Origin of the sequence: Micromonospora sp. CA-111912 (assembly GCF_050948415.1) — a bacterium.
GTDB lineage: Bacteria > Actinomycetota > Actinomycetes > Mycobacteriales > Micromonosporaceae > Micromonospora.
The window spans coordinates 3,626,194-3,652,759 of sequence record NZ_CP192007.1 but is presented as its reverse complement, the minus strand read 5'-3'; the positions used below and the strand labels follow the sequence as shown (position 1 = coordinate 3,652,759).

Below are 26,566 nucleotides of genomic sequence, written 5' to 3'. Positions count from 1 at the left end.
GTCCGACGGGGCCTGGCCGGTGGACACGACGACAAGGGCCGACCCCACCACGGGGCCGGCCCTTGTCGTCGTTTGTGCTGGTCGGTCAGGAGGTGGCGTAGCCGCGGGTGGCGATCCAGTCGGCCAGGTTGTCGACAGAGATGTCGTAGCTGGCCTGGGCGGGGTTGGCCGAGTCGGCGATCTTCACCGTCCGGCCGTCGTCGCGGTACCCTACGACGCTGATGTAGTGGCCACCCTCGAAGGAGTGCACCACCCCGTCGGTGTCCGTGGCCGTGCCGGCGATGTTGGCCACCACAGCCCGGCCGCTGTCCACCGTACGGACGACATCGGCACGCAGCTTGTCGGTCTGCCCATCATCAGCCTTACCGGTCCTGATCTCGACGCTGCGGTACGCGTCGCCCTTACCGGTCTCCTTGTTCAGGACAGGCGTGATGTCGTTGATCGAGTCGGTGCCGTCCTCGGTGGTGCCCATCTTCTCGGCCATGGCGTCGACGTTGATGTTCTTGCCCTGCACGGACAGGGCGTTACGGGCGGCGGCGGGGCCGCAGAAGTAGAAGTTCGGCTGCGCCTCGTACCGCACCTCGAGCTGCCGCTCACCGGCCGGCTTACGGTCGGCCTGCACCGACGCGACAGAAGCCTTCTCGGCGGCGGGGGCGGCGTGGGCGGCGACGGCGGGAGCGGCGATCCCACCAGCGGTGGCGGCGAGAACACCAGCGGTCAGAGCGGTCCTACGGATCAGATCGGTACGCATGATGGCGTGCTCCTCTGGTCGGGGGACACGCGGCAACACCGCCCGAGGGCGACGTGCACCGCGAAAAGGGGGAATCAGATCGGAGGGACAACCACGGCGGCCCGGGGGAGGGGAACTGACCTGCTCGGGTTGTCCGGAGGGTGTAACCATCCCGGCCGGCCCCGCATTCCACACGGCCCCGGTCCCGGGAAACTGCGCCGGGCCGGTCTCGCCCGGGTGAACCATGTACAACGCCCCCGACCCCCCACCGATTCCACCACCACAGTGACCCCGACCACCGGACACCCCACCCCAAACCACCCACCACCCCCAAGCCCAACCACCACCCCACCCCATCGCCCGTCGATCAAGAGGGTCACGTCAACGGGGTGGCAAACCCGATACAAACCTCTTGATCAAAGGGGTGAGATCGCTACGGGTGGTGCAAAGCGGCTGATACCGACCCAAACATCTCGACCAAACGGGTCGGCTCGGGCGTTAGGTGATGGCGATTGTGTCGGGGGCCTGGGCTGCGGGGTGTGGGGTCAGAGCCAGCCGGAGCGGCGGAAGAGTCGATGCAGGGTCAGTGCGGCGGTTGCCATCACCAGCAGCGCTCCCGCGTAGCCGTAGCGCCATTGCAGTTCGGGCATGTTGGTGAAGTTCATGCCGTAGATCCCGGCGACGGCGGTCTGGGTGGCGGCGATCGCCGCCCACGCGGCGATTTTGCGCATGTCGTTGTTCTGCTCGACGGCCAGCTGCGCCAGCCGGGACTGGAGGATCGAGTTGAGGAGGTCGTCGTACGCGCTGACCCGGTCGACGGCCCGGGCCAGGTCGCTGTCCACGTCGGCGAACCAGCGGCGCAGGGCCGGGGGCGGGCCGTCGGGCTGCTGCCCGAGCAGCGCCCGCAGCGGCGCCTGCAACGGCAGCACCGCCCGCTTGAACTCGACGATTTCCCGCTTGAGCTGGTAGATCTGCTGGATGTCGGCGGACCGGTCACGGGCGAAGACCGTCTCCTCGAGCCGTTCCAGGTCCGTCTCGACGTGACCGGCGACCTCCAGGTACAGCTCGACCATTCGGGCGCAGACGGCGTACGCCACCGCCCAGGGGCCCTCGGCGAGCAGCGCCGGGCGGCGCTGGATGTCCTCGCGCACGGTGGCGAGCGCTCCGGCCGCGCCGTGTCGGACGGTGATGACGTACCGGTCGCCGAGGAACACCATCACGTCGCCGGTGTCGATCACCTCGGAGGTGTCGGTCAGTTCGGTGTGCGCGACGTAGCCGGCGGTGCGCAGCACCAGCAGCGTCACGTCGCCGTGCCGTTGCAGGGTCGGCCGGTGCCCGTCGGCGAGGGCCTGTGCGACGCTGTACTCGTCGAGGCCAAAGGTCGACCCGACCGCGGCCATCACCGCCGGCGTCGGGTCGTGCAGGCCCAGCCAGACGAACGGCCGCCGGCCGTGGCGGCGCTGCGCGTACGCCTCGGCGTAGTGCGGGCGTCCGGGTTGGCGTCGTCCGTCGACGTAGACGGCGCAGTCGACCACGGCGTCCGGATTGGACCGTGCGCCGACGGGTGTGGCCTCCGTGATCGGCCGGCTCCATGGGCGGCGCAACAGGGCGGGCAGCCGCCCGAGCCATCGGGTCTGCACGGGTTGCTGGTCCACCGTTCACCTCCGCCGCACCGGGACTGACGGCAACCGTAGGCGATCTTCCGGCCGGCGGTGGCGCGGGGGCGGCGGTCAGGGGAGCAGGGTGGCGAAGACGACGACGTTGTCCAGGTAGGAGCGGGTGGGTGCGTCGAACTGGCCGCCGCAGGTGATCAGGCGCAGCCGGGGCACGGTGCCCGCACCGTAGACGAGGTCGGTGGGGAACCGGGCCTTCGGGTACGATCCGACGCCGTCCACGGTGAACGTGGCGGTCCGCGCGTCGGAGCGGGTGACCTGGATGCGGTCGCCTGGCCGGAGCCGGCCGAGGGCGAAGAAGACCGCGGGGCCGGTCTCCCGGGAGTCGACGTGCCCGACGACGACGGCGTTGCCGGCCTCGCCGGGGCTGACCCCGAGGCGGTACCAGCCGGCGACGGTGGGCCGGTCCGACGGTGGGACCTCCAGTTCGCCGGCGGTGCTGGCGCCGACCGGCACCAGGTCGGCGCGTACGTCGATCGCCAAGATGGTGATCCGGACGGGCGCGGCGTGGGGCAGTGGTGTCCCGGGTACGGTGCCGCTGCCCCACGCCGGGTCGTTTCCGGTGCCCGGGGCGGCCCGGGGTGGTGGTGGGTGTGTGCGGGTTGCCCCGAGGGCGAGTAGTCCGCCTCCGGCGGCGCCGGCCAACGCGATCAGCGCCACGGCGGTCCGTGGGACCCGGTCGCCGGTGGGCATGTGCGTCTCCTTGGCGTGCGCGGCGGGTGCCCGCGCCGGCGTGGGCCGGCGCGGGCACCCGTCTCAGGATGGTGGTGACGTACGTCGTCAGGCGTGGTTGGCCGCGTGGCGTCGGCGGCGTACCAGGAGCAGTGCGCCGGTGGCCGCGGCCCCGACGAGGGTGCCGCCGGTGGCCAGCAGGCCGCGGTTGTCCGCGTCGGTGCCGGTGCCGGCCGGGGCCCCGCCGATGGGGGTGACGGTGAATGTGGCGCTGCCTGAGGAGGTCCCGTCGCCGCAGGTCGCCGTGACCGTGTACGTGCCGAGGGTGAACCCGGCGGTGAACAGTTCGGCGCTGAGCCCGCCGCCGGCGGCGGCGGTGGTGGACCGGACGTTCTGGTCGCGGTCGGGGCCGGTGACGCGGAAGAGCGCGTCGCCCGACTTCGGGTTGCAGGTCGAGGTGAGCACCACGGTCCCGCCGACGGGGGTGGTGGCCGGTGACACCGTAGTGTCCGCGAGCGCGGCGGCCGGGAGCAGGAGCGTGCCGATACCCACGCCGAGCGCCGCCGATCCGAGAACTGACTGTGTCTTCATACGCGTCTTCCCTCACTTTTCGTCCGCTGACTGCGTGGGACGTCGTTCGGGTGGCCAACTCCGTGACTAGCACCGGTGTGCCCAACACTAGGAGGGTTGGGCACCCGATCCGGTGAAAACGAGAATTCTTCGTTGCCGTCACGTGTCCACCCGGGGCGGCATGAGAGCTGCGGAAACGGCGGTGCTGGCGTTCGTCAGCCCGGCGGTCCGGGTCGTACCAGGCCGGTCTCGTAGGCGAAGACCACGGCCTGGACGCGGTCCCGCAGGCCCAGCTTGGTGAGCACGGCGGACATGTGGGTCTTCACCGTGGCGGTGCTGACGTGCAGTCGGGCGGCGATCTCGGCGTTGGACAGCGCCTGCGCGGCCAGCACGAGCACCTCCGTCTCCCGCGCGGTCAGCGCGGCCAGGCGTCGGGGTGCCCGCGGGTCGGCGGGAAGCCGGTCGACGAACCGGTCGAGCAGTCGGCGCGTCACCGTCGGGGCCAGCAGGGCGTCGCCGCGCGCCACGACCCGTACCGCCTCGGCGAGGTCGGCGGGCCGGGTGTCCTTGAGCAGGAATGCGCTGGCGCCGGCGCGCAGCGCCGCGAACACCGGCTCGTCCAGGTCGAAGGTGGTGAGCATGACGACCCGGGCGGGGTTTCCCCGCGCCACCAGGTCCCGGGTGGCCTCGATGCCGTCGCGGCGCGGCATCCGCACATCCATCAGCACCACGTCGGGGCGGGTCCGCTCCGCCAGGGCGACCGCCTCCACACCGTCGGCGGCCTCGCCCACCACGGTCAGGTCCGGCCGCGCCTCAATGATCATGGCAAGGCCGGCGCGGATCAGGTCCTGGTCGTCGGCGATGAGCACCCGGATCGTCACCGGGCCTCCCGCACCGGGAGCCGGGCCCGGACCCGGAATCCGCCCGCCGGCAGCGGACCGGCCTCCACCGTGCCGCCCAGCAGCCGCGCCCGCTCGCGCATGCCGACGATGCCGCGGCCCAACCCGGTGGTCGACCGGCGGTGCGGACCCGGGCCGTCGTCGACGACCTCCACCCGCAGTTCGCCGTCGTCGTGGCGGACGGTGACGTCGACCCGGTGGGCCCGGCCGTGCCGCAGGACGTTGGTCAGCGACTCCTGCACGATCCGGTACGCCGACAGCTCCACCCCGTCGGGCAGGGCGCCGCCGACGCCGGCACGGTCGACGGTGACCTGCACCCCGGCCGCCCGGACCGCCTCGACGAGGGTGTCGAGCTGGGCCAGGCCGGGCTGTGGTCGGTTCGGTTCGGCCCCGTCGTCGTACGCGCTGAGCGTCTGGAGCATCGCGCGCAGCTCGGTCAGCGCGCAGCGGGCGGCTTCCTGGATCGACCCGAGCGCGGCGCGAGCCTGGTCCGGTCGCAGCTCCAGCACGTCCTCGGCGGCGGCGGCCTGAACGGCGATGACCGCCACATGATGCGCCACCACGTCGTGCAGCTCGCGGGATATCCGCGCGCGCTCGGCCACGGCGACCTGCCGGCGCAGCGCGTCGCGGCGTTCGGCATGGCCGCGCTGCACCTCGCCCAACGCCCAGGCCGCCACGAGTCCGGCCAGCGCCAGCAGCAGGTCCCGCCCGCCGCCGTCGATCAGCTTCCAGGGCGTGCCGGCGGCCAGCAGCCCCAGCGCCGCCAGGGACACCCGTGGTGGACGCAGCCGCGCCAGGTAGGCCAGCGGCGCGGCCACCAGGCCCAGCCAGCCGAGCTGCGGGCAGAGGACCTCCAGGCCGACGCCCGCGACCGTCGCCACCGTCAGCGCCGCCACGGGCCACCGGCGGATCCACAGCAGGCAGCTGGCCTGCGCGGCGGCCAGCCCGCACGCCGCCGCGAGGCCCCCGCCGGACTGCGTGACGGCGGCGACGGGCAGCGCCACGGCGAGGACGACGAGGGCGAGACCGGCGTCGACCAGCAGGAGGACGGTGGGACGGGACCAGCGGCACATGCCCGGAATGGTAGGTGGGCCCGACGCCGGGCTCATCGGCCGCGAGACGGAGATCCGGCCGCCACCTGAGTCCGGAGACGGAGCGCCGAACCGTTCCCGCAGCCGATCCGCGTGGGATGCGGCCCCGCCTACCGTGCCGGAGAACGCAGAACCACCGGGCGGCGCGCACGCCGACACCCGGCCCACCCACGGGAGGCGCATCGCGATGATCACCGACACGACCGGCCGGCCGGCCCCCACCCCGTCCTGCGCGGCGGCCCGGCGCCGGACCCGGGCCCTGGCCGTCCTCGCCGCGACGGCGGCCACCCACGCCGTCTGGTACGCCGCCACGGGACCGGCCGGCATCGACGTCGAGGTCCGGTCGCCCACCGGGCCGCAGCCGGTGGGTCCGGGGGCCGTGGCCGCCGCCACGCTGCTGGCCGGCCTCGCCGGCTGGGCGCTGCTCGCCCTGCTGGAGCGCCGGACCCGGCGGGCACGTGGACTGTGGACGGCGGTCGCGGTCGCGGTCCTGCTGGTCTCGCTGGCCGGGCCGGTGACCGAGGGCGTCGGAACGGCCGCGACGGCGACGCTGCTGGCCCTGCACCTAGCGGCCGGGGTCGTCCTGATCCCGGTGCTCGGCCGAGGCGGCACCCGGCGCCCCTGACCGGACCGGTGCCCACTGCCCGGCCCCGCCCACTGCCCGGCCCAGCGTTGTCCGGCCGGGCAGTGGGCGGGTGCCCGGCCCTGAGCCGGCCGGCGTTATGCCCCTGGCAGAGCGTGCCGCGCCCACACACCACGCCGGTCCAGACTGGAGGTGACGCCCGGCCGGGACGGCCGGGCCCGATCCGGGGGAGGCGCCGTGGCGATGGTCGACCAGGTGCGGGGGCCGGCCGACTGGCGGGCCGACCAGCTCGCCGCCGGCGGGTGGTGGCGGCTCACGGTCGACGACGCCCAGCGCGCCGAGCTGCGGGCCGCCGTCGCCGCCGTGGAGGCCGCCGGCGTACCCCTCGACGGGTTGTCCCAGGCAGACTTCCCGCTGCCGGCCCTCGGCCCGGAGCTGGCCCGGCTGGCCGCCGAGGTGACCGGCGGCTGCGGCGTCGGGATGGTGCGGGGTCTGCCCGTCGCCGGGCTGACCGAACGCGGGTGCGAACTGCTCGCCCTCGGCGTCGCCGCCCACGTCGGCCGGCTCGTCCCGCAGGGGCCCGACGGCGCGATCCTGCGGCACGTCCGCGACCGGGGGGCCGACCCCGACCGGCCGACCACCCGCAGCTACGAGCACCGTCGTGGCATCGGGTACCACGCCGACCCGGCCGACGTCGTCGCCCTGCTCTGCGTCCGGCCGGCCCGCAGCGGCGGGCTCAGCACGGTCGTCAGCTCGGTGGCGGTGCACAACGAGGTCGTGCGGACCCGCCCCGACCTGGCCCGGCTGCTCTACCAGCCGTGGTGGTACGACCGGCGCACCGGCGACGGGCCGGACAGCTTCGCCCAGCGGCCGGTGTACGCCCGCGACGGCGACCGCCTCGCCGCCCACTACGGGCCGGACTACATCCGCTCGGCCCAGCGGGGCGCGCACGTGCCGCCGCTGACCCCGGCGCAGCAGGAGGCGATGGACACCCTGGACCGGCTGCACGCCGACCCTCGGTTCTCACTCGGCATGGACCTGCGGGCCGGGGACATGCAGTTCCTCGACAACGGCGTCGTGGTGCACGCGCGCACCGCGTACGAGGATCATCCCGAGCCGGAGCGGCGCCGCGACCTGATCCGGCTCTGGCTGGACGCGGGCCGACGCTGACCCGCCCGGCTCACCCGGCGGGCAGCGGGACGGCGCACCGGCGCGCCGGTGCGTCCAACTCCGACCAGCTCAACGGCGACCTCCAGCAGGCGGTCACTCGCCCGTGCGGCCGTCGATCAGCTCGCGGACGACGTCGAGGTGCCCGGCGTGCCGCGCGTACTCCTGCAACACGTGGAACAGGATCGCGGCCAGCGTCGGCCGGGCGGCCGGGTCGGTGAACCGCCCACCCAGGGCGGCCGGCGCGTGCAGCGCGGCGCCCCCGACGATGCTCCTGGTCCGCGCACCGCCGCGGTGCAACGCGGCCACCACGTCGGCCACCGTCTCGTCGGGGCCGACGTGCCAGCGCCCGTCCACCCGGTCGCCCCACGGGTCGGGCACCGGCTCGCCGAGGAACCCCCACACCAGCCAACGGCGCTCCATGAACGTCAGGTGCCGGATCAGCTCGACCGGCGTCCAGCCCGACGGCACCCGCGCCGACCGGGCCTGCGCGTCGGTCAGCCCGGCAACCCGGTCGGCCACGGCCTCCCGGTAGAAGTCCAGGTAGGTGAGGAAGAAGGCGGGCACGTCCGACGACGGCCCCGGCTCCGGCAGCAGCAGGCTCATGACCGGGAGTATGGGCCACCGGCCGGCCAGCCCGGGCGGCGTCCCCCGGGTGACCGGCCGGCGGCGCGGCGCTGGTCCCACGCCGTCGGGGCGACGAAAACCCCTCGACCCCGGCGGTACGGTGGGCCGATGATCGAAATCCGGACCGAACGGCTGGTGCTGCGGGGCTGGCGGGACAGCGACCTGGCGCCGTGGGCGGCGATGAACGCCGACCCGCAGGTGCGCGAGTTCCTCGGCCCGCCGCTGACCGCCGAGGAGTCCGCCGCGTCCGCCCGCCGCTTCCAGGCCGACCTCGACGCCAAGGGCTACGGCTTCTGGGCCGTCGAGGTCCGCGACACCGACGAGTTCGTCGGCTTCGTCGGTCTCGACGACGTCGACGAGGGGATGCCGCTCACCGGCGTGGAGGTCGGCTGGCGGCTGGCCCGCCCCGCCTGGGGCCACGGCTACGCCACCGAGGCCGCCCACGCCGCCCTGCGCCACGGCTTCGACGACCTCGGGCTGCCCGAGATCGTCGCGATCACCGCCGTCGGCAACGTGCGTTCCCAGGCGGTGATGCGGCGGCTCGGCATGACCACAGACCCGCGTGAGGACTTCGACGACCCCGAGGTTGAGTCGGGCCCGCTGCGCCGCAGCGTGCTGTACCGCCGGCGCGCAGACTCCTGACCCCTGGCAGGCCGGGTCAGCCGCGCAGACGGGCCTGGAGCGTGTACGTCTGCGGCAGCCGCCAGGGCCGGTCGGCGAGCCGCCACTCGCCGGGGCCGGCGCGTTCCGTTCGCCCCGGCAGGGCGTCCCACGGGGCGCTGTCGTGCTCGGCGAGCATGGTCAGCTCGAACCCCGCGTCCAGCAGGGCGGTGACGACCTCGCCGAGCCCGTGGTTCCACTCGTGGGTCACGTTGTGCGTGAACGTCTCCTCGGTCGTCACGTACGTCCCCGGGGTCTGGAACACCGTCGGCTCCGTCCGCTCGAAGTACGGGAACTCGACGGTGAGCTGCCCGTCGGCGCGGGCGTCGTCGACCGTGAACAGCATCGGGTGGCCCTCACGCAGGAACAGCCGCCCGCCGGGGCGCAGCAGCGCGGCGACCACCGACGCCCAGCGGCGGATATCCGGCAGCCAGCACAACGCCCCGACGCCCGTGTAGACCAGGTCGAAGCCGCCCGGCTCCAGCGCCGCCGCCGCGTCGTACACGTCGGCCTCGACGAAGTCGACCGCCGCGCCGGTGCCCGCGGCGAGGCGGCGGGCCTCGGCCAGGGCTGCGGGGGAGAAGTCCAGCCCGGTCATCCGGGCACCCAGGCGGTGCAGCGACACGGTGTCGGTGCCGATGTGGCACTGCAGGTGCACCCCGCGCAGGCCGGTGAGGTCGCCCAGGCGCGGCTGGTCGAAGCGGACCACCTCACTCAGGTGCCCGGGGTCGGCGAGGAACCGGTCCAGGGCGTAGTCCGGCGACTTGGCGTGGGCGGGCGCCCGCTCGTCCCAGCTGGCCCGGTTGACGCTGCGATAGTCCGTCACGGCGCGACCGTCCCACACCTGCCGCTCCGGGTTCAACGGGAATTCACGGGGCGGTGGCGGCCTCCGGCCCGTGCCACAATCATGATCATGGACACGGGGACCATCACTGCGGACGTCGCGGGCACCTGGACGCTGGGCGACCGCACCGTCAACCGGATCGGCTTCGGCGCGATGCGGCTCACCAGCACCGCCGACGGCCGGCCCAGCGACCGGGACCGGGCGATAGCGGTGCTGCGCCGGGCCGTCGAGCTGGGCGTCAACCACATCGACACCGCCGCCTTCTACTTCTCGCCGCTGCGCTCCGCGAACGAGCTGATCAACGCGGCCCTCGCGCCGTACCCCGACGACCTGGTCATCGCCACCAAGGTCGGGCCGGGCAAGGACCCGTCCGGGCAGTGGCTGCCGCTGGCCCGGCCCGACGAGCTGCGCGGCCAGGTCGAGGAGAACCTGCGTCAGCTCGGCCGCGACCACCTCGACCTGGTCAACCTGCGCCAGGCCGGCCTCGAGTCGGTCGCCGAGCACTTCGGCGCGCTCGCCGAGCTGCGCGACGCCGGCCTGATCCGGCACCTCGGCATCTCCAACGTCCGCCCGCACCACCTGCCCCAGGCGCAGGCCGTCGCCCCCGTGGTCTGCGTGCAGAACGCGTACGGCCTCGGCTTCCGGCCCCGCCACGACCAATTCGTCCGCGACTGCGCCGCGCAGGACGTGGCGTACGTGCCGTTCTTCTCCATCGCCACCACGGGCCGGGAGGCCGGCGCGAGCGGCGACGAGGACCCCGAGGTCCGCAAGGTCGCCGCCGCCCACGGGGTGTCCACCGCCCAGCTGCGGATCGCCTGGGCGCTGCACCGCAGCCCGAACATGCTGGCCATCCCCGGCACCGGCAACCCCGAGCACCTGGTCGCCAACGTCGCCGCCGGGGCGCTGCGGCTCACCGCCGAGGACCTGGCCCGGCTGGAGGCCGTGCACCAGCGCGGCGAGTGACGCCCCCGGCCGTCCCGTGACCGGTGGTCGCCCGTCGGTGCCGCACCCGGCCGGGCGGTGTGACAGCGTGTCGGGGTGAACGATTCCGCGCCGGTCGCCGTCGACCTCGCCCTGGTCGGCGGCGGCGGGGCCGGGTCCCTCGTGCTGGCCGCCCTGGCCCGGCACGGCCTGCGGGGGCTGCGGGTCGCGGTCGTCGACCCGGTGCGCAAGCGCGGCCAGGACCGCACCTGGGCGTTCTGGGGCCGCCCCGGCGCGGACCTGGACCCGCTGCTCAGCGCGAGCTGGGACCAGGTCGAGGTGACCACCCCGGCCCGCCGCCGGGTGCTCGACCTCACCCCGCTGCGGTACGCCATGCTGCGTTCCGCCCCGGTCTACGCCCGGGCCGCCGAGGCCGAGCGGCACCTCGGGGCGAGGCGGATCGACGCGGCGGTGACCGGCCTGGACGACGACGGCACCGGGGTGCTGGTCCGGGGCGCCGACGGGGTCCCGCTGGTCCGGGCGTCCTGGGTACTCGACTCCCGCCCCCGCCGGCCGGCCCGGCCCGGCCGCACGTCCTGGTTGCAGCACTTCCGTGGCTGGTGGGTGGAGTCCGGCGGGCCGCTGTTCGACCCCGCCCGGGCGGTGCTGATGGACTTCCGCACCCCGCAGCCCGGGCGGGGCGTCTCCTTCGGCTACGTGCTGCCGGTCAGCGACCGGTACGCGTTGGTCGAGTACACCGAGTTCTCCCCGGACCGGCTCACCGACGACGGGTACGACCGGGCGCTGCGCGGCTACCTCGGGCGGCTCGGCCTGGACCCGGCCGCGCTGACGGTGCGGGAGGTGGAGGACGGGGTGATCCCGATGACCGACGCCCCGTTCCCGCGTCGCCCCTCACCCCGGGTGGTCCGCCTCGGCACGGCCGGCGGCGCCACCCGCCCCTCCACCGGGTTCACCTTCTCCGCCATGATGCGCCAGGCCGACCAGGTGGCCCGCGCGCTGGCCGCCGGCCGGCCGCCGGTGCCCGCGCCCGCGTACCCCCGGCGGCACCTGTGGATGGACGCGGTCGCGCTGCGGGCCCTGGACACCGGCCGGGTCGGCGGCCCGGAGTTCTTCGACCGGCTGTTCGACCGCAACCCCGCCGAGCGGGTGCTGCGTTTCCTCGACGGCGACACCTCGCCGGGGGAGGACCTGGCGGTGATGCGGTCGAGCCCACTGCTGGCGATGACCTCCGCCGTCGTCGGCGACGCCGCCGGGCGGCTTCGTGGCCGGCTGCGCCGCCCCGCCGGCTGACCCGTCTCGGGGGCCGGGGGCGGGTCAGCCGACGCGCGAGGCGACCGCGTCGCGGATCGTGAGGCGCAGCCGCTCCAGCGGGTCGCCGTCGCCGACCGCGAGCCGGTTGCGCGTCGCCGCCACGGTGAGCCCCAGGTCCGGGTACGCGAAGGCCAGACTGCCCCCGCTGCCGGCGGCGCCGAACGACCCGTCGTCGTCCACGGCGTAGCCGAGCCCCCAGGCCGCTTCCTGGCCGAAGACCCACTCCGGGCCGCGCGCCGCCACCGTGGCCACCGCCCGCAGCCGCTGCGGCGAGATCAGCCGTACGCCGTTCACCTCGCCGATCAGCGCCGCGTACATCCGGGCGGCGGCCCGGGCGGTGAGGGTGCCGACGGCGGGCACGTCGACGGCGAGCACCTCCGGGCGGGCGGCGAGGCCGGTGTCCGGGCGGACCCCCGGCGGGGCGACCCGGTCCAGGTGCGGCAGCTGGCCGGCGAATGCCTCCAGCATCGCCGATAGGTTGCCGTCCTCCATCCGGGCCATCCGGCCCTGCTCGGCCCGCGGTACGCCGAGGAGCAGCTCCCCGGACACGCCGAGCGGCGCGGCCACGTCCGCGGCGAGGACCTCGCCGATCCGGCGGCCGGTGACCCGCCGGACCACCTCGCCGACGATCCAGCCGAACGTCCACGCGTGGTACGCCAACCGCTCGCCCGGGGCCCACAGCGGAGCGGAGTCCGCGACGATCGCGCACATCCGGTCCCAGTCGGCGAAGTCGTCGAGGGTGGTGTCGGGCGGCAGCGCCGGCAGGCCCGCGGTGTGGGTCAGCGCGTGGCGCAGCGTGATCCGGTCCTTGCCGTGCCGGGCGAACTCGGGCCACACGTCGGCGACGCGCAGGTCGTAGTCGAGCCGCCCCTGTTCGGCGAGCACGTGTACGACGGTCGCGGTCAGGCCCTTGCCGGTGGAGACCCCGTACACGGCGGTGTCGGCGGTCATCGGTCGGCCGGTGGTGGTGTCGGCGACGCCGGCCTGCTCCTCGACGATCGGCTCGCCGTGCAGGTACGCCGCCACCTGGATCCCCGCCTCCCGCCCGGAGGAGACGAGCCCGTCGATGGTGTCGCGCACCTCGGCCCGCAGGCCGTCGAAGCGTCCGGTCATGGTGAGGCAGCCTGCCAGAGGGCCGCGGCCGGCGCCGCCCGTTTTCGACGGTCCGGTCTGCGGGGACGCGGGGCGTACCCGGTAGGTTGCGGGCATGGTGGACGCGGCGGCCGACAGGGTCGTGGAGATCTGGACCGACGGGGCGTGCAGCGGCAACCCGGGCCCGGGCGGCTGGGGCGCACTGCTGCGCTACGGCACCCACGAGCGGGAGCTGTGCGGCGGGGAGGCGACGCCGACGACCAACAACCGGATGGAGCTGATGGCCGCGATCCAGGCGTTGGAGAGCCTGACCCGACCGGTCACCGTGCGGCTGCACACCGACAGCACGTACGTGCGCAACGGCATCACCAGCTGGCTGGCGGGTTGGAAGCGCAACGGCTGGTTGACGGCGGCGAAGCAGCCGGTCAAGAACGCCGACCTGTGGCAGCGGCTGGAGGCCGCCTGCGCACGGCACCAGATGACCTGGCTGTGGGTGAAGGGGCACAACGGTCACCCCGAGAACGAGCGGGCCGACGCCCTGGCCAACCGGGGGATGACCGAGGCCCGGACGGTGACCGCGACCCGGTGAGGCCACGCGGCCTTGTGTCGATCTGCATCAATAGGTAACGTTGCGGATCGATTGCGTCACTCACAGTTGTCACGGGAGGTGTCCGCGTGACCGCGACCGCCGCTACCGACCTGCCCCTCTGGCCGCCGACCAACCCCGACCACGGCCCGTTCGCCCTGCTCGACGAGGAGGAGCGGGGTCGCCTGGACGAGCCCGTGACCCGGGTCCGGCTGCCGACCGGCGCCACCGCCTGGCTCGTCACCCGGCACGCCGACGTGCGTCAGCTGCTGCGCCACCCCGCCTTCAGCGCCAATTTCGACAAGCCGGGATTTCCGCTGCTGCGTCCGTTGCCGCCCCAGTCCGAGGTGGACCGTCAGGGCGGCTTCATCCGGATGGACGGCGACGCGCACACCCGGCTGCGCCGGATGCTCACCACCGAATTCATGATCAAGAACGTTCGGCGGATCGAGCCGCTGATCGAGCAGACCGTCGACGGGGCCCTCGACGACCTTCAGGCAGCCGGCCCGCCCGCCGACCTGGTCGAGGCGTTCGCCCTGCCGGTGCCCTCGATGGTGATCTGTCACCTGCTCGGCGTCCCGTACGCCGACCACGGCTTCTTCCAGGCCCGCAGCCGCACCCTGCTCGACCGCACCGCGCCCGTGGAGCGGGTCCGCACCGAGGTCCGGGAGCTGCGGGCCTACCTGCGCGAGTTGGTCCTCGCCCGGCACGCCGACGCGGACGCTGCCACCGACCTGATCAGCCGGCTGGTCCGCGACCGGGTGGCCACCGGCCAGCTCTCCGTCGACGAACTGGTCGGCATGGCGCTGCTGCTGCTCGTCGCCGGCCACGAGACCACAGCCAACATGATCGGCCTGAGCACCCTGCTGCTGCTGCGCGAGCCGGGCGGCCTCGACGCGCTGCGCGAGCATCCGGACCGGGCCCCCGCGCTGGTCGAGGAGCTGCTGCGCTACCTCAGCGTGGTCCGCACCGGCCTGCCCAGGCTGGCCCTGGAGGACGTCGAGATCGGCGGCCGGCTGATCCGGGCGGGGGAGGGCGCGATCGCCGTGCTGTCGCTGGCCAACCGCGACCCGGAGGTCTTCGGGGCCGCCGACGAGTTCGATCCCTACCAGCAGGCGCACCAGCACCTGGCCTTCGGCTTCGGCGTGCACCAGTGCATCGGTCAGCCCCTGGCCCGCGCCGAGCTGCGGATCGCCCTGGTCGAGCTGGCCCGCCGCTTCCCCGGCCTGCGCACCACCGCGACGCCGGAGCAACTGTCCACCCGCGAGACGTCGGTCGTGTTCGGCCTCAACAGCCTGCCGGTGACGTGGTGACCGGGGGCGGCACGACGAGGATCGAGGTGGACCGGGACCGCTGCTGCGGGTCGGGCAACTGCGTGCTCGCCGCGCCCGAGGTCTTCGACCAGGACGAAGCCGACGGCTTGGTGCTCCTGCTCCGCCCCGTCCCGCCCCCGGAGGCGGCCGACCGCATCCGCCGCGCCGCCGACCTCTGCCCGGCCGGCGCCATCCGCCTCACCTGACCCCGGTGATTGATCAAGAGGTTTGCGTCGGCTGACGCAAACCTCTTGATCAACGGGCGCCGGGGTGGGGGTTAGGTTTCGCGGGTGGGGTCGGTGGTGCCGGAGACGGCGTCGACGTCGTAACCGGCGCGGCTGGTCTCCCGTGCGGGGCGGGCGTTCTCGGCCGGTAGGTCGGCGAAGTCGTCCCCGGTGTCCTCGGTCGTGTGCAGCGACTCGCCCGGCGGTCGCAGGGACGCCTCGTAGGCGGTCGCGCCGTCGGGCTCGTCGCTGCTGGCTCGGTCGAAGCGTTCCTCACTGGTCATGCCGCAGTCCTGCCCGCCCCGGCCGGCGGCAAACGTCCCCCGGCCGCCCGCACCGCGCAGATCTTCTCGTCGTCGAAGCACGCCGAGGTGCTCCGGTGGAACTCGTCGTGGGTTGCGCTCCGATCGCCCAGCAGCCACCCCCCGCCGAAGCCCAAGGGCTGGCCGTACGGCGGGCATGATCGCGCTCGAACGCGGAAATAGTGGCCTCCGCCGCGCTTGGGCTCAAGTGGTTGTTGCAACGGGGTGGATTCTCGTGAGGATGAGGGTTTATGCCGGGGAGAAGGTTGTCGTCCGTGGAGCGGGCGCAGATTGAGGTGTTGTTCGGGCAGGGGTTGTCGTTTCCGCAGATCGCGGCGGTGATCGGGCGGGATCGGTCGACGGTGTGGCGGGAGGTGTCGCGTAACCACTGCGGTACCGGGGGGCGGGTGCCGACGGGTCAGCGGCATCCGTACGGCCCTGATCGGGGCTATGTGGCCGGGGTGGGTTACCCGAAGGGCTGGGGTGGGGCGTATCGGTGGAAGTACTGTCACCGCAATGCTGGGGCCAAGGCGCAGTGGCGGGCGAGGCGTCCTCGTGGGGGCAAGCTGCGTCCGGGGTGGGGGCGGCCGTGGCCTCCGTTGTGGCAGACGGTCAGGGATCGGCTGCGGCAGCGGCACTCGCCGGGGCAGATCGCCCGGTCCCTGCGGGTGCAGTTTCCCGATCGACCGGAGATGTGGGTGTCACACGAGACGATCTACCAGGCGATTTACTTCCAGGCCCGAGGCGGGATGCGTCAGGAGTTGGCCCGGCAGGTCGCGTTGCGGTCGGGGCGGGCGGTCCGCCGGCCGCAGTCGCGGCAGGCCGCCGCGGGACGGGGAAGCCGCCCGTGGGTGCGGGACTTCCACATTTCCACCCGCCCGGCCGAAGCCAACGATCGGGCCGTGCCCGGGCACTGGGAAGGCGATCTGGTCATCGGCGCCCGAGGATCCAGCGCGATCATCACCCTGGTCGAACGGGCCACCCGCTACGTCATGCTCGGCGCTCTACCCCACTCCAGGGTCAGCGAACAGGTCATCGACGTGCTCACCGGGCTGATGCGCCGGCTGCCCGCCGAACTACGCAAGACCCTGACCTGGGACCAGGGCATCGAGATGATCCAACACCCCGTCTTCACCCTCGCCACCGACTGCAAGGTCTACTTCTGCGACCCCCACTCACCCTGGCAACGCGGCAGCAACGAGAACACCAACGGACTCCTACGCCAGTACTTCCCCCGCTCCAGCACCGACTTCCGCACCTACACCCAAGACGACCTCGACACCATCGCCCGAGAACTCAACGGACGACCACGCCAAACCCTCAACTGGCAGAATCCAACCGAAGCACTCCACAAGTACCTCGTTGCAACAACCACCTGAAACCGCCCCGCTTGGAGGCCCCAGTTTCCCGGATCGAGCACGACCTTGCGGGCGGACCTGTCGTGTTTCGTGGCTGTGGGGTTTCAGCCATGCTGCTCCGGTCCGCGTCGGGCGTCCGGCGGCTGCCCGCTCAGGTGACTTCCACCGGCCGGCGCTTCGGGGCCGACGTTCCGGTCCGTCGGCCGGGTCTTCGGCCCGGCTCGTCACCGGCGGCGCCCGCCGCCGGCCCGGCTCGTCACCGGCGGCGCCCGCCGCCGGCCCGGCTCGTCACCGGCGGCGCCCGCCGCCGGTGCGGTGAGTCCCGCGGGGCTGCCGTGGCGCGGTGGGGCGGCGGACCGGGGTGACCGGCAGGGACCAGTGCGCCGGCCGGGCCAGTGCCGGCGGCAGCCCGGTCCGGTGGTCGCCGCGGGCCGCGTCGGCCTGCGACTGGTGCAGGAACAGCGCGCGCCGCAGGTCCGCCCCGCGCAGGTCGGCGCCGCGCAGGTCCGCGCCGGTGAGGTCGGCGAGGGAGAGGTCCACGTCGCGCAGGTCCGCGCCGAGCAGGACGGCGCCGCGCAGGTTCGCCCCGACCAGGTCGACCCGCCGCAGGTCGGCGGCGACCAGTACGGCCCCCCGGCGGTCGAGCCCGGCCCGGTCGCCCCGGGCCAGCTCGCCGGCCCGGGACAGCAGCGGGTTCACCCGCGCCCGGTGCGCGTCGATGTCCAGCCCGAGCAGTTCCTGCGGGCTGCCGGCCGTGAGCCGCCGGGTCTGCGCCACCGCGGCGCCCAACTCCTCGCGCAGCGGGCCGGGTGGGGTCAGCGCGACCGCCTCGGTCAGATACCACAGCAGCTCGTGCAGCGGACGCATGACCGCGAACGTGTCGAACATCCGCGCCGCGGTGTCCGGGGCGGACCGCCAGTCCCGACCGGCGAAGGTGACCTGGGCGACCTGCTGTCCCGCTCCGAAGCAGTCGAAGACGGTGCAGCCGGGGAAGCCTCTGTCCCGCAGGTCCCGGTGGATGCCGCAGCGGAAGTCGCCGCCCAGGTTCGGGCATGGCCGCTCGGCCGGCTTGTCGACGGCGAAGTCCGCCGACGCGGCGAAGGCGGGCGCCACGCAGCACAGCCCGAAGCACCGGGAGCAGTCCGCCCGCAGGTCGCCGCCGGTGGACGGCGGCGGCGTGGGCTGGGGCGTTCCGGACACGGTGGGTGTTCTCCTACGGGGTGAGGCGCCGGGGCGATCCCTCGGGTTCCCCCATTGTCCTGCCGACCCCCGTGACCGCGGGCCGGGGGTGCCGGCGGGCGGGCCGGCCGGGCACGCGCCGAGCTGGACGCGGTGCTGCGCGGCGGCTCCCGCTACGCCGTGGAGCGCGGCCACGGCGTGCCGCGTGACCTGGACCGGTGTAAGGATCGGGGCATCGCGGTGCGCGGGGCATCCTGGCGAGGGCTGGCCGAGGAGACGCCGGAGAGGGCCGCCCGACTGGTGAGAGTGTCTATTCAACTGTCGCGAGTTCTCGGCATAAAGACCCGCTTTAGCTACTCTCCGTAGGTGATCCGGGATCTTCGAGGAGCAATTTGCGGAGGATCTGACGATCGGCGGTGGTATTGCGACGTAGGCGACCTCGCCCATCCGTATCCAGATCACGGGGTCGAATCACCACGAGGCGAAGACCGTGGGCAGGGATCTCTGCGTCTCGCCGAGCGTCGTACAAGGCCCTCTGCTTGCCGCGGTGGACCCCGCTCACCGTCAGCCTGTCGGGCTTGTCGAAGTGCGGTACCGGCTGGTCATGTTGCAGTTCGCGGTACTCGACGACGAGCCGACGACGGGCCCAGTAAGCGTCGACGGGAAGCTTCGCCTGTCGTCCGGTAAGCGACGGGTCGCCAAGCAGCCACTCGAACCTGTGCTGTCGCGCCGCCTGTTCGCCCAGCACGTCGTCGCAAAGATCGATCACATAGGCTTCGTCGCTAGCGCTTCTACTCACGCCGCTGCATCCTGCCACCGTCACCGGCGACGCTCGATGCGACTGCCCTCCTCCCGGCGTCAGAAGTGGTTTCCGGACCAAAAACAACGCCCCTGTCACCGCACATCGTCAACGGTCGACGGAACCCCGTCGCGGGCAGCGGTGAAATCCGGCGGTGCGCAGCTACGGGGGCGGGGCGAGGGTTACCGGCCGGCGCCCGCGTACATCCCTGCCACGATCTCGGCGACTCGGGGGGCGACGTCGGCCGGGTAGATCGCCGACGGGGACAGAGACTCGTTCACCTCGGCCCACAACCGGGCCTCGCTGTACCCGACCGGGAGGCGCAGGAACCACCGGTACCCAGGGGGACGGGCTGGGGCCCCGCAGGCTTGCAGGTACTTGTTGATGGTGGCGTCGACATCGGCCTGATCATCCAACGTGCGCGGTCGCACCTCCCAGCCGTCGCCGGCCGGGCCGCTCGTCGTGATGACCGTGGAGTGCGACTCCACACGGTCAGGGACGCGGGCCATCCTGGCAGTGCCGGCGGTCCAGCCGATCAGAGCGCCCCATGTGCTTTCGGGCAGCTCGAACCACTCGCGGCCGTCCGTTGTAGCCGGCGGCGCAGAAGCCAGCGGAACGTCGTTCCAGTCTCCGGTGCTGGTCTCCGCGTCGCTCATGGTTGCCTCCTGCCGTGAGGGCTGGAGCCCGCCGATCCCGACGAACCCCAACCCCCATTGTGACCGCGTCGACTACCAGGAGTTACGGGAACACGCAGTTGCCGGTGCCGGCGGGGCAGTTGAAGGACTGCGAGCGAAGCTCGGATGCGGTGTAGGCCGGGTACCCGCTGGGCGTGAACTGGGTAGTGACGGTGGCGAAGTAGTCGTTGGCGTCGACGAGGCGGTTGCCGTAGGCGATGCCGCTGTCCCAGCGTCTGGTCGAGGGGCTACGTCACGGCCGTGGTGGACGTCGCCGAGCGGGCGGGTTTGTGCCGCCGGGCCACGCGGCACTCCGCCGGGAAACCGGGTGCGCTCGTCAGGCCGGTGGTGGTCGCCCGTCGGACCTCCTGCATCAGCTACCCGTTGCCGTCGGGGTCGCTGAACGACAGGTAGGAGGCGTAGTCGCGCCGCTGCGGGTCCGGGCCGTTGTGCTCGTCGTTCTCGGCGCTTGACCTTGCCCTAGGGTCAAGGTTCGATCATGGGCGGCATGACACGAGATGCGCTTACTATGCGCGGACTGCGCAAGGTGTACGGAGAGCAGGTGGTTCTCGACGGCGTCGACCTCAGCGTCGGCGCAGGCGAGGTCTTCGCGTTGCTCGGGCCGAACGGCGCCGGCAAGACCACGACGGTGAAGATCCTGTCCACCCTGATCCCGGCAGACGCCGGCACGGCCCGGGTGCTCGGGCACGACGTGCGCAGCGAGGCCGGACGGGTGCGCCGGGTGATCGGGCTGACCGGCCAGTTCTCCGCGGTGGACCACCTGCTCACCGGCGAGGAGAACCTGCTACTCATCGGGCGGCTGCTCCATCTGCCAGTGGCAGAGCGCCGGGCCCGGGCCACCGAGCTGCTGGAGCGCTTCGACCTCGTCACCGCGGCCAAGCAGTCCCCGGCCATCTACTCCGGCGGTATGACGCGCCGCCTCGACATCGCGATGACCCTGATGGGACGGCCCCGGCTGATCTTCCTCGACGAGCCCACAGCCGGCCTCGACCCGCGCAGCCGCCGGGTCATGTGGCAGCTCATCCGCGACCTGGTGGCCGACGGGGTCACGATCCTGCTGACCACGCAATATCTGGAGGAGGCAGATCAGCTCGCCGACCGGATCGCGGTCCTGGACCACGGACGCGTCGTTGCCGAGGGGACGCCCGATGAGCTCAAGCGACGCATCCCCGGCTCGCACATCCGGCTGCGGCTTGCCGACGCCGATGCGCTGGACTCCGCCGCCCGGGTCCTGCCGGAGGGCCGACGCGACGACGACCTGGTTTTGCGGATACCGAACGAGGGCGGTCTCGCCTCCCTGCGCGACATCCTGGCCCGCCTCGGTGACGATGTCGCGGTGGCGGACCTGTCCCTCCACACGCCGGACCTTGACGACGTGTTCCTCGCCATGACCGGCCGCCCCTCGAAGGAGCTGACCCGGTGAACCCGTTGACCGTCGCTGCCCAGGACGCCACCACGATGATCGGGCGCGAGCTCAAGCACACTCTGCGGTTCCCGCTGATGCTCATCGCCCTGGTCTTGGTGCCGGTGGTGTTCCTGCTGCTGTTCGTCTACATCCTCGGCGGCCCGATCGGCGCCGGGATCGGGGCGGCCGGGCGGGGCGCGCCGTACGTCGACTTCCTCGTCCCCGGAATCCTGATGATGACGGTGGCTGCCGGCTGCCCGAGCACCGCGATCAATGTGCACACCGACCGCAGCGGCGGCATCTTCGACCGGTTCCGGGCGATGGCCGTCGGCCGCGGCGCACTACTGACCGGGCACGTCGGCGCCAGCGTGCTGCGGACCCTCGCCACCACCGTCGTCGTGGTAGGCGTGGCGCTGCTGGTCGGCTTCCGCCCACACACCTCTGTCGCCGGCTGGTTCGCCGTCGCCGGCATCGTGACGGCGTTCGCGTTCGCACTGGCCTGGCTGTCGGCCGCGCTCGGCCTGGTGGCGAAGACCGTCGCCGGCGCGAACAGCGCCACCCTGCCGATCCAATTCCTGTTGCCGTTCCTGTCGAGCGCGTTCGTGCCGGCCGAGTCGATGCCCAACGGGGTGCGGTGGTTCGCCGCGCACCAACCGTTCACCTCCGTCGTCGAGTCGCTGCGCGCGCTGCTCGCCGGCACGCCAGTCGGGAACACTTTCTACCTGGCCCTGGTCTGGTCGGCGGTGATCGCGTTGGCCGGCTACCTGTGGGCGCGGGCCGCGTTCCAGCAGGAGGCGAGATGATCACTATTGGGCAGGTCGCCGACTACGCGGGCGTGACGATCAAGGCCGTCCGCCATTACCACGAACGCGGCCTGCTCGACGAGGCGCCCCGCGACCCGTCCGGCTACCGGCGCTATACAGCCGAACACGCGGTCCGGCTCATCAAGATCAAAACACTGGCCGAGGCCGGCGTGCCACTCGCCCGCATCAAGGAGCTGCTGGCCGCCAACCCCGACCAGTTCGCCGCCGCAGCAACCGAAATCGACCGTACGCTGCAGGAACGGATCGAGGAACTACGCCGCACCCGGGAGCGGGTCGCCCAGCTGCGCACCGGCGACCGGCTGTTCGTCCCCTCCCACGTCGCCGACTTCCTCGAACGGCTGCGGGAACTCGGCGTCAGCCAGCGCGGCGTGCAGATCGAACGCGACGCCTGGATCCTGGTGCACTCGGCGTCGCCGGACCAGGCCGCCGCCCTGGTCGCCCAGAAGCGCGCCGTGCTCGCCGACCCCGAGTTCCGGGCCATCTACCTCGAATTCGACACTGCGCTCGAGTGGTCCCCCCACGACCCACGCCTAGATCCCCTGGCCGACCGCCTGCGCCGGTGGATGGCCAGCCTGTCGGCGACGCACGGGTCCGGCTCGGTCGATGCCGCCCGGCACCCGGTCCTGGACCCGTTTGTCGCCCGGCTCATCGCGACGTCCCCGCCCCCGTCCCCGTCCTGGCAGCGACTGATGGAACTCACCGGCCAGTGAACGGATCGCAAGGCACCGCGTCGCGACGCCGGCGGGTGCTGGTCGGCTGGTCCTCGCCACCTGTAGGTCGCGCTGGGCATGGGGTGGCTACTGTGAGACGACTCCGCCAGTTTCCGTTCCGATGTTCCTCACGGGCCCGCTCCGGGGCGCTGTCTCAGCCGGCCGGCGGCACCGCGCCGCGGTAGACGCTGGCGAGCCAGACGTCGAGCAGGACGTCCACCACGTCCCGCTCCGCGACGGCCGGCCCGTCGGCGGCGAAGGTGGCGTACCAGACCCGCTCGTTCATCGAGGTCAGCGCGATGGCCAGGTCCCGGGCCGGCAGCCCGTCCGGGGCCGCGCCGCGCCGCCGTTCCGCCACCACGGCGGCCTCGACGGCCTGCACCCAGCGCTCCAGCACCGCGGCCCACAGCCGGCGCACCTCGGCGTTGGTGCCGCGCACCTCGGCGCAGGCCCGCACCACCGCGCGGTGCGCGCCGAACGTCTCGTGGAACCGGTGGATCAGCTCCCGCCACCGGGCCCGCGGGTCCTCGGCCAGCCGGACCAGCACGTCACCGGCCGCCGCGTCGGCCTCCTCGGTGACCCGGTCCAGCAGGGTGAGCAGCACCGCGTCCTTCGACGGGAAGTAGAAGTAGAACGTCGGCCGGGAGATGCCGGCGCCCCGGGCCAGGTCGTCGACGGAGATCTCACCGAACGGCCGCTGGGTGAGCAGGCGCTCGGCGGTGGCCAGGATGGCCAACTGCCGCTCGTCCCCGGTCGAGCGGGCCGCCCGCCGGCCCCGCGTCCCGGCGCCGCGTCCGGGCGTACGGGCGGTGGCGGTCATGAGCGCAGATGCTACTACCTCGACACCGTGTCGATTCCACTCGACAGCGTGTTGACCGACGTCGACGGCGCTGGATAGGGTCCGATCCACCACCCCTGCGACGGGAGACGCGCGATGGCCTCCGACCACGTCGACGTGTTGATCGTCGGCGCCGGCCTCTCCGGCGTCGGAGCCGCCTGCCACCTGCGCCGCAACCGCCCCGACAGCACGTACGGGGTGCTGGAGGCGCGCGGCGCGATCGGCGGCACCTGGGACCTGTTCCGCTACCCGGGCATCCGGTCGGACTCGGACATGTTCACCCTCGGCTACTCGTTCAAGCCGTGGACGAACCCGCTGGCCATCGCCGACGGCGACTCGATCCGCGACTACGTGCGCGAGACGGCCCGCGAGTACGGCGTCGACGAGCACATCCGCTTCCACCACCGGGTGCTCGCCGCCGATTGGGACAGCGCGAGCGCCCGCTGGACGGTGCGCGCCCACCGCGACGACACCGGCGAGGACGTCACCCTCACCTGCGCGTTCCTGTTCACCTGCTCCGGCTACTACCGCTACGACACCGGCTACACCCCGGACCTTCCCGGCGTGCGGGCGTACACGGGGCGGCTGGTGCACCCGCAGCACTGGCCCGCCGACCTCGACCACACCGGCAAGCGGGTGGTGGTGATCGGCAGCGGCGCGACCGCGGTGACCCTGGTGCCGGCCCTGGCCGAGCGGGCCGCCCACGTCACCATGCTCCAGCGCTCACCGACGTACGTGATCGCGTTGCCCTCGCGCGACGCCCTCGCCGACGCGCTGCGCCGATTCCTGCCCGCGAAGGCCGCGTACCCGGTGGTGCGGTGGAAGAACGTGCTGTTCGGCACGGCCACCTTCCAGCTCAGCCGCCGCGCACCGAAGCTGGTGAAGCGGTTCCTGCGGCGGGCGGCGAGGGGGCGGCTGCCCGCCGGCTACGACGTCGACCGGCACTTCTCGCCCCGCTACGACCCGTGGGACCAGCGGCTGTGCGTGGTCCCCGACGGCGACCTGTTCACCACCCTCGGGCAGGGCCGGGCCTCGGTGGTCACCGACCGGATCGAGACCTTCACGGCCACCGGCCTGCGGCTCGCCTCCGGCGCGGAGCTGACCGCCGACGTCGTGGTCACCGCCACCGGCCTCAACCTGCTCGTCCTCGGCGGCATGACGATCACCGTGGACGGCGAGCGGGTCGACCTCGCGCGGACGGTGGCGTACAAGGGCATGATGCTCTCCGGCGTGCCGAACTTCGCGCTGACCATCGGCTACACCAACGCCTCCTGGACGCTCAAGGCCGACCTGGTCGCCACCTACGTCTGCCGGCTGCTCACCCACCTCGACGCCACCGGCCAGCAGGTCGTCACCCCGCTCGCCCCCGCCTCGGGCGACCTGGAACCGCTGATCGACCTGAAGTCCGGGTACGTGCTGCGCAGTGCCGACGTGTTGCCCAAGCAGGGCGCGGCGACGCCGTGGCGGCTGCACCAGAACTACGCCCGGGACGTGCTGCTGATGCGGCACGGCCGGCTCACCGACTCCGGGGTGCGTTTCTCCCGCGCGGGCGAGGCGGCCACCACCGGCCGGCGGGACCCCGCCGGCACCCCCGCCGGCTGACCGGACCCCGCCGACCGAGCAGAGGAGACCGACGTGCGCAGGTTCGACTTCGCGGCCGGGACGGCCGTGGTCACCGGGGCGGCCAGCGGCATCGGCGAGGCCCTCGCCCACGGCCTGGCCCGGCGCGGCGCCGACCTGGTCCTGCTCGACCGGGACGCCGACCGGCTCGCCGCCGTGGTGGCCGCGATCCGGGCCGAGCACCCCGACCGGCCGGTCACCACCCACCTGGTGGACCTCGTCGACGCCGCCGCGACCACCGCGGTGGCCGAGGAGATCCTCCGGCGTCACCCCCGGGTGCGGCTGCTGGTCAACAATGCCGGCGTCGCCCTGGGCGGCCGGTTCGACCAGGTCACCCTCGACGAGTTCGGCTGGGTGGTCGACGTCAACTTCCGGGCCGTGGTGCGGCTGACCCACACCCTGCTGCCCGCCCTGAAGGCCGAGCCCGGCGCGCACCTGGTCAACGTGTCCAGCCTGTTCGGGCTCATCGCCCCCGCCGGGCAGACCGCGTACGCGGCGAGCAAGTTCGCCGTCCGCGGCTTCACCGAGGCGCTGCGCCACGAGCTGGTCGACGACGGCATCGGGGTGACCTCCGTGCACCCGGGCGGCATCCGCACCCGCATCGCGCAGAGCGCCCGGGTCGGCAGCGGCGTGCCCGCCGAGGAGTTCGAGGCCGGCCGCCGGCAGTTCGAGAAGCTGCTCTCCATCGACCCCGCCGTCGCCGCCGAGGTCATCCTGCGCGGCGTCGAGCGCCGCCGGGGCCGGGTGCTGATCGGCTGGTCGGCGAAGCTGCCGGACCTGCTGGCCCGGCTCGCCCCCGCCTCGTACGGGCGGGTCATCGCCCTCGCCCTCAGCCGCGCCCCCCGGCCGGCCGCCGCCGCGCCCCTGGTGCCCGCGCCCGCGCCCCGCCGTCCGGCCGGGCCGCCCACCGCCCCGGCCCCGGCGGACGGCCCCGGGGGAGCCGGCGTGACCGGGCCGGACAGCCGGACGCCGGGCACCCGGAAGGGGCAGTCGGCGTGACCGGGCCGGCCGAGACGACCCTCACCGTCCGGGGGCGGGCGGTCCGCTGCCGGGTGGCCGGGCAGGGCCCGCCGGTGGTGCTGCTGCACGGCATCAGCCGCACCCTCGCCGACTTCGCCGAGCAGCACGACCTGCTCGCCCGCGACCACCGGGTGGTCAGCCTCGACCTGGCCGGGCACGGCGGATCCGCACCGCTGGACGAGCCGCACACCCTGCCGGCGCTGGCCCGGGCCGCCGCCGACTGCCTCGATGCCCTCGGCGTCGACCGCCCCGCCCACCTGGTCGGCAACTCCCTCGGCGGGGCGGTCGCGATGCGGCTGGCCGTCGACGACCCGGCCCGCGTGGCCAGCCTGGTCCTGGTCGACAGCGCCGGCTTCGGCGCGGAGGTGACGATCGCGCTGCGCCTGCTGGCACTGCGACCGCTCGGCCGGCTGCTGCTGCGGCCGAGCCGGGCCGTGATCCGGCGCACCGAGCGGGCCCTGTTCCACGACCGGCGGCACGTCACGCAGGCGCGCCTCGCCGAGGCCCTCGCGGCGGCCCGCCGACCGCACGCCACCCGGGTGATGCTGGAGCTCGTCGGCAGCCTCGGCACGTTCCGCGGCGTCGCCCCCGGGTGGCGCGCCGAACTGCTCGACGCCGTGGCCCGGCTGGACCTGCCCATCCTGGTGGTCTGGGGCGACCGCGACCTGATCCTGCCCGCCGCGCACCTCGCCGCCGCCCGCGCCCGGCTGCCCCGGGCACGCGCCCACCTGTTCGCCGACACCGGCCACCTGCCGCAGGTCGAGCGGGCCGAGGAGTTCCACCGGCTGGTCACCGACTTCTGGGCCGACCACCCCGCGCCCGGCTGAGGGCG

General features: G+C 73.6%; 29 protein-coding genes. 15 read left to right on the top strand and 14 right to left on the bottom strand.

The window, feature by feature from the left end; translation table 11 throughout:
• Window positions 1-85 precede the first annotated feature (85 nt).
• The 6 genes from ACQPZO_RS15120 to ACQPZO_RS15095 form a co-directional block, all read right to left on the bottom strand.
• Window positions 86-751, bottom strand: coding sequence for a C39 family peptidase (locus tag ACQPZO_RS15120; RefSeq protein WP_433341535.1), 666 nt, complete (start codon window positions 749-751; stop codon window positions 86-88).
• 524 nt (window positions 752-1,275) lie between these two features.
• Window positions 1,276-2,385 carry a magnesium and cobalt transport protein CorA gene (locus ACQPZO_RS15115; RefSeq protein WP_433341533.1) on the bottom strand — a complete coding sequence of 370 codons (1,110 nt, stop codon included), beginning with the start codon at window positions 2,383-2,385 and terminating at the stop codon, window positions 1,276-1,278.
• A 75-nt stretch (window positions 2,386-2,460) separates the two neighbouring features.
• Window positions 2,461-3,096: a class F sortase gene (locus ACQPZO_RS15110; protein WP_433341531.1), complete on the bottom strand. Its 636-nt coding sequence runs from the start codon at window positions 3,094-3,096 to the stop codon at window positions 2,461-2,463.
• An 87-nt stretch (window positions 3,097-3,183) separates the two neighbouring features.
• Window positions 3,184-3,666 carry a hypothetical protein gene (locus ACQPZO_RS15105; protein ID WP_433341529.1) on the bottom strand — a complete coding sequence of 161 codons (483 nt, stop codon included), beginning with the start codon at window positions 3,664-3,666 and terminating at the stop codon, window positions 3,184-3,186.
• A gap of 194 nt (window positions 3,667-3,860) precedes the next feature.
• Complete coding sequence (locus ACQPZO_RS15100) at window positions 3,861-4,526, bottom strand: response regulator (protein WP_433341528.1); 666 nt, start codon at window positions 4,524-4,526, stop codon at window positions 3,861-3,863.
• The gene (locus ACQPZO_RS15095; RefSeq protein ID WP_433341526.1) at window positions 4,523-5,617 is read right to left on the bottom strand and encodes a sensor histidine kinase; all 1,095 of its coding nucleotides are present in this window, start codon (window positions 5,615-5,617) and stop codon (window positions 4,523-4,525) included. Before ACQPZO_RS15095 ends, ACQPZO_RS15100 begins: the two co-directional genes overlap by 4 nt.
• A gap of 205 nt (window positions 5,618-5,822) precedes the next feature.
• Here ACQPZO_RS15095 and ACQPZO_RS15090 point away from each other — a divergent pair, with 205 nt between their 5' ends.
• Window positions 5,823-6,260, top strand: a complete 438-nt coding sequence (locus ACQPZO_RS15090; protein ID WP_433341524.1) for a DUF6069 family protein — start codon at window positions 5,823-5,825, stop codon at window positions 6,258-6,260.
• A gap of 201 nt (window positions 6,261-6,461) precedes the next feature.
• Window positions 6,462-7,388 carry a TauD/TfdA family dioxygenase gene (locus ACQPZO_RS15085; protein WP_433351008.1) on the top strand — a complete coding sequence of 309 codons (927 nt, stop codon included), beginning with the start codon at window positions 6,462-6,464 and terminating at the stop codon, window positions 7,386-7,388.
• A 93-nt stretch (window positions 7,389-7,481) separates the two neighbouring features.
• On the opposite strand, the gene ACQPZO_RS15080 is transcribed toward ACQPZO_RS15085, so the two are convergent.
• Window positions 7,482-7,991, bottom strand: coding sequence for a DinB family protein (locus ACQPZO_RS15080; protein WP_433341523.1), 510 nt, complete (start codon window positions 7,989-7,991; stop codon window positions 7,482-7,484).
• A 129-nt stretch (window positions 7,992-8,120) separates the two neighbouring features.
• On the opposite strand from ACQPZO_RS15080, the gene ACQPZO_RS15075 reads away from it, so the two are divergent.
• Window positions 8,121-8,654 (top strand): GNAT family N-acetyltransferase, encoded by a 534-nt coding sequence (locus tag ACQPZO_RS15075; RefSeq protein WP_433341521.1) that lies wholly within the window; start codon window positions 8,121-8,123, stop codon window positions 8,652-8,654.
• A 16-nt stretch (window positions 8,655-8,670) separates the two neighbouring features.
• Here the strand turns inward: ACQPZO_RS15075 and ACQPZO_RS15070 are convergent, their stop codons facing one another.
• Window positions 8,671-9,498 carry a class I SAM-dependent methyltransferase gene (locus ACQPZO_RS15070; RefSeq protein ID WP_433341519.1) on the bottom strand — a complete coding sequence of 276 codons (828 nt, stop codon included), beginning with the start codon at window positions 9,496-9,498 and terminating at the stop codon, window positions 8,671-8,673.
• Window positions 9,499-9,585: 87 nt separating this feature from the next.
• On the opposite strand from ACQPZO_RS15070, the gene ACQPZO_RS15065 reads away from it, so the two are divergent.
• Together ACQPZO_RS15065 and ACQPZO_RS15060 are read left to right on the top strand one after the other, a co-directional pair.
• The gene (locus tag ACQPZO_RS15065; protein WP_433341517.1) at window positions 9,586-10,479 is read left to right on the top strand and encodes an aldo/keto reductase; all 894 of its coding nucleotides are present in this window, start codon (window positions 9,586-9,588) and stop codon (window positions 10,477-10,479) included.
• A 75-nt stretch (window positions 10,480-10,554) separates the two neighbouring features.
• Entirely contained in the window at window positions 10,555-11,748 is a 1,194-nt protein-coding gene (locus ACQPZO_RS15060) for a lycopene cyclase family protein (protein ID WP_433341515.1), read from the top strand.
• A 24-nt stretch (window positions 11,749-11,772) separates the two neighbouring features.
• Here ACQPZO_RS15060 and ACQPZO_RS15055 read toward each other — a convergent pair whose 3' ends face one another.
• A complete protein-coding gene (locus tag ACQPZO_RS15055) occupies window positions 11,773-12,882 on the bottom strand; it encodes a serine hydrolase domain-containing protein (RefSeq protein ID WP_433341513.1) in 1,110 nt (369 codons plus the stop codon).
• Between the two features lie 94 nt (window positions 12,883-12,976).
• Between ACQPZO_RS15055 and rnhA the strand changes: the two genes are divergently transcribed.
• The 3 genes from rnhA (at window position 12,977) to ACQPZO_RS15040 (ending at window position 14,966) form a co-directional block, all read left to right on the top strand.
• A complete protein-coding gene (gene rnhA / locus ACQPZO_RS15050) occupies window positions 12,977-13,450 on the top strand; it encodes a ribonuclease HI (RefSeq protein ID WP_387026565.1) in 474 nt (157 codons plus the stop codon).
• An 86-nt stretch (window positions 13,451-13,536) separates the two neighbouring features.
• A complete protein-coding gene (locus ACQPZO_RS15045; RefSeq protein WP_433341511.1) occupies window positions 13,537-14,760 on the top strand; it encodes a cytochrome P450 in 1,224 nt (407 codons plus the stop codon).
• Window positions 14,754-14,966 carry a ferredoxin gene (locus ACQPZO_RS15040; RefSeq protein ID WP_433341509.1) on the top strand — a complete coding sequence of 71 codons (213 nt, stop codon included), beginning with the start codon at window positions 14,754-14,756 and terminating at the stop codon, window positions 14,964-14,966. The genes ACQPZO_RS15045 and ACQPZO_RS15040 overlap by 7 nt, the downstream gene beginning before the upstream one ends.
• A gap of 71 nt (window positions 14,967-15,037) precedes the next feature.
• Here the strand turns inward: ACQPZO_RS15040 and ACQPZO_RS15035 are convergent, their stop codons facing one another.
• Window positions 15,038-15,268, bottom strand: a complete 231-nt coding sequence (locus ACQPZO_RS15035; protein ID WP_433341507.1) for a hypothetical protein — start codon at window positions 15,266-15,268, stop codon at window positions 15,038-15,040.
• Window positions 15,269-15,537: 269 nt separating this feature from the next.
• Between ACQPZO_RS15035 and ACQPZO_RS15030 the strand changes: the two genes are divergently transcribed.
• Window positions 15,538-16,665 carry an IS30 family transposase gene (locus ACQPZO_RS15030; protein WP_433341506.1) on the top strand — a complete coding sequence of 376 codons (1,128 nt, stop codon included), beginning with the start codon at window positions 15,538-15,540 and terminating at the stop codon, window positions 16,663-16,665.
• Between the two features lie 267 nt (window positions 16,666-16,932).
• Here the strand turns inward: ACQPZO_RS15030 and ACQPZO_RS15025 are convergent, their stop codons facing one another.
• The 3 genes from ACQPZO_RS15025 to ACQPZO_RS15015 form a co-directional block, all read right to left on the bottom strand.
• Entirely contained in the window at window positions 16,933-17,844 is a 912-nt protein-coding gene (locus ACQPZO_RS15025; protein WP_433341504.1) for a pentapeptide repeat-containing protein, read from the bottom strand.
• 328 nt (window positions 17,845-18,172) lie between these two features.
• Complete coding sequence (locus tag ACQPZO_RS15020; protein ID WP_433341502.1) at window positions 18,173-18,622, bottom strand: hypothetical protein; 450 nt, start codon at window positions 18,620-18,622, stop codon at window positions 18,173-18,175.
• A gap of 182 nt (window positions 18,623-18,804) precedes the next feature.
• Window positions 18,805-19,278 carry a DUF5956 family protein gene (locus ACQPZO_RS15015; protein WP_433341500.1) on the bottom strand — a complete coding sequence of 158 codons (474 nt, stop codon included), beginning with the start codon at window positions 19,276-19,278 and terminating at the stop codon, window positions 18,805-18,807.
• A gap of 526 nt (window positions 19,279-19,804) precedes the next feature.
• Between ACQPZO_RS15015 and ACQPZO_RS15010 the strand changes: the two genes are divergently transcribed.
• The 3 genes from ACQPZO_RS15010 to ACQPZO_RS15000 are packed head-to-tail and all read left to right on the top strand — an operon-like array spanning window position 19,805 to window position 22,256.
• Window positions 19,805-20,740, top strand: coding sequence for an ATP-binding cassette domain-containing protein (locus tag ACQPZO_RS15010; protein WP_433351006.1), 936 nt, complete (start codon window positions 19,805-19,807; stop codon window positions 20,738-20,740).
• Entirely contained in the window at window positions 20,737-21,525 is a 789-nt protein-coding gene (locus tag ACQPZO_RS15005; RefSeq protein ID WP_433341499.1) for an ABC transporter permease, read from the top strand. Before ACQPZO_RS15010 ends, ACQPZO_RS15005 begins: the two co-directional genes overlap by 4 nt.
• Window positions 21,522-22,256, top strand: coding sequence for a MerR family transcriptional regulator (locus tag ACQPZO_RS15000; protein ID WP_433341497.1), 735 nt, complete (start codon window positions 21,522-21,524; stop codon window positions 22,254-22,256). Before ACQPZO_RS15005 ends, ACQPZO_RS15000 begins: the two co-directional genes overlap by 4 nt.
• Before the next feature lie 154 nt (window positions 22,257-22,410).
• Here ACQPZO_RS15000 and ACQPZO_RS14995 read toward each other — a convergent pair whose 3' ends face one another.
• On the bottom strand, window positions 22,411-23,076 hold the full coding sequence (locus ACQPZO_RS14995; protein ID WP_433341495.1) for a TetR/AcrR family transcriptional regulator: 666 nt from the start codon (window positions 23,074-23,076) through the stop codon (window positions 22,411-22,413).
• Window positions 23,077-23,190: 114 nt separating this feature from the next.
• Between ACQPZO_RS14995 and ACQPZO_RS14990 the strand changes: the two genes are divergently transcribed.
• The 3 genes from ACQPZO_RS14990 to ACQPZO_RS14980 are packed head-to-tail and all read left to right on the top strand — an operon-like array spanning window position 23,191 to window position 26,561.
• On the top strand, window positions 23,191-24,696 hold the full coding sequence (locus ACQPZO_RS14990; protein WP_433341493.1) for a flavin-containing monooxygenase: 1,506 nt from the start codon (window positions 23,191-23,193) through the stop codon (window positions 24,694-24,696).
• Between the two features lie 33 nt (window positions 24,697-24,729).
• Complete coding sequence (locus ACQPZO_RS14985; RefSeq protein ID WP_433341491.1) at window positions 24,730-25,713, top strand: SDR family NAD(P)-dependent oxidoreductase; 984 nt, start codon at window positions 24,730-24,732, stop codon at window positions 25,711-25,713.
• The gene (locus ACQPZO_RS14980; protein ID WP_433341489.1) at window positions 25,710-26,561 is read left to right on the top strand and encodes an alpha/beta fold hydrolase; all 852 of its coding nucleotides are present in this window, start codon (window positions 25,710-25,712) and stop codon (window positions 26,559-26,561) included. Before ACQPZO_RS14985 ends, ACQPZO_RS14980 begins: the two co-directional genes overlap by 4 nt.
• The last annotated feature ends 5 nt before the right edge of the window (window positions 26,562-26,566 follow it).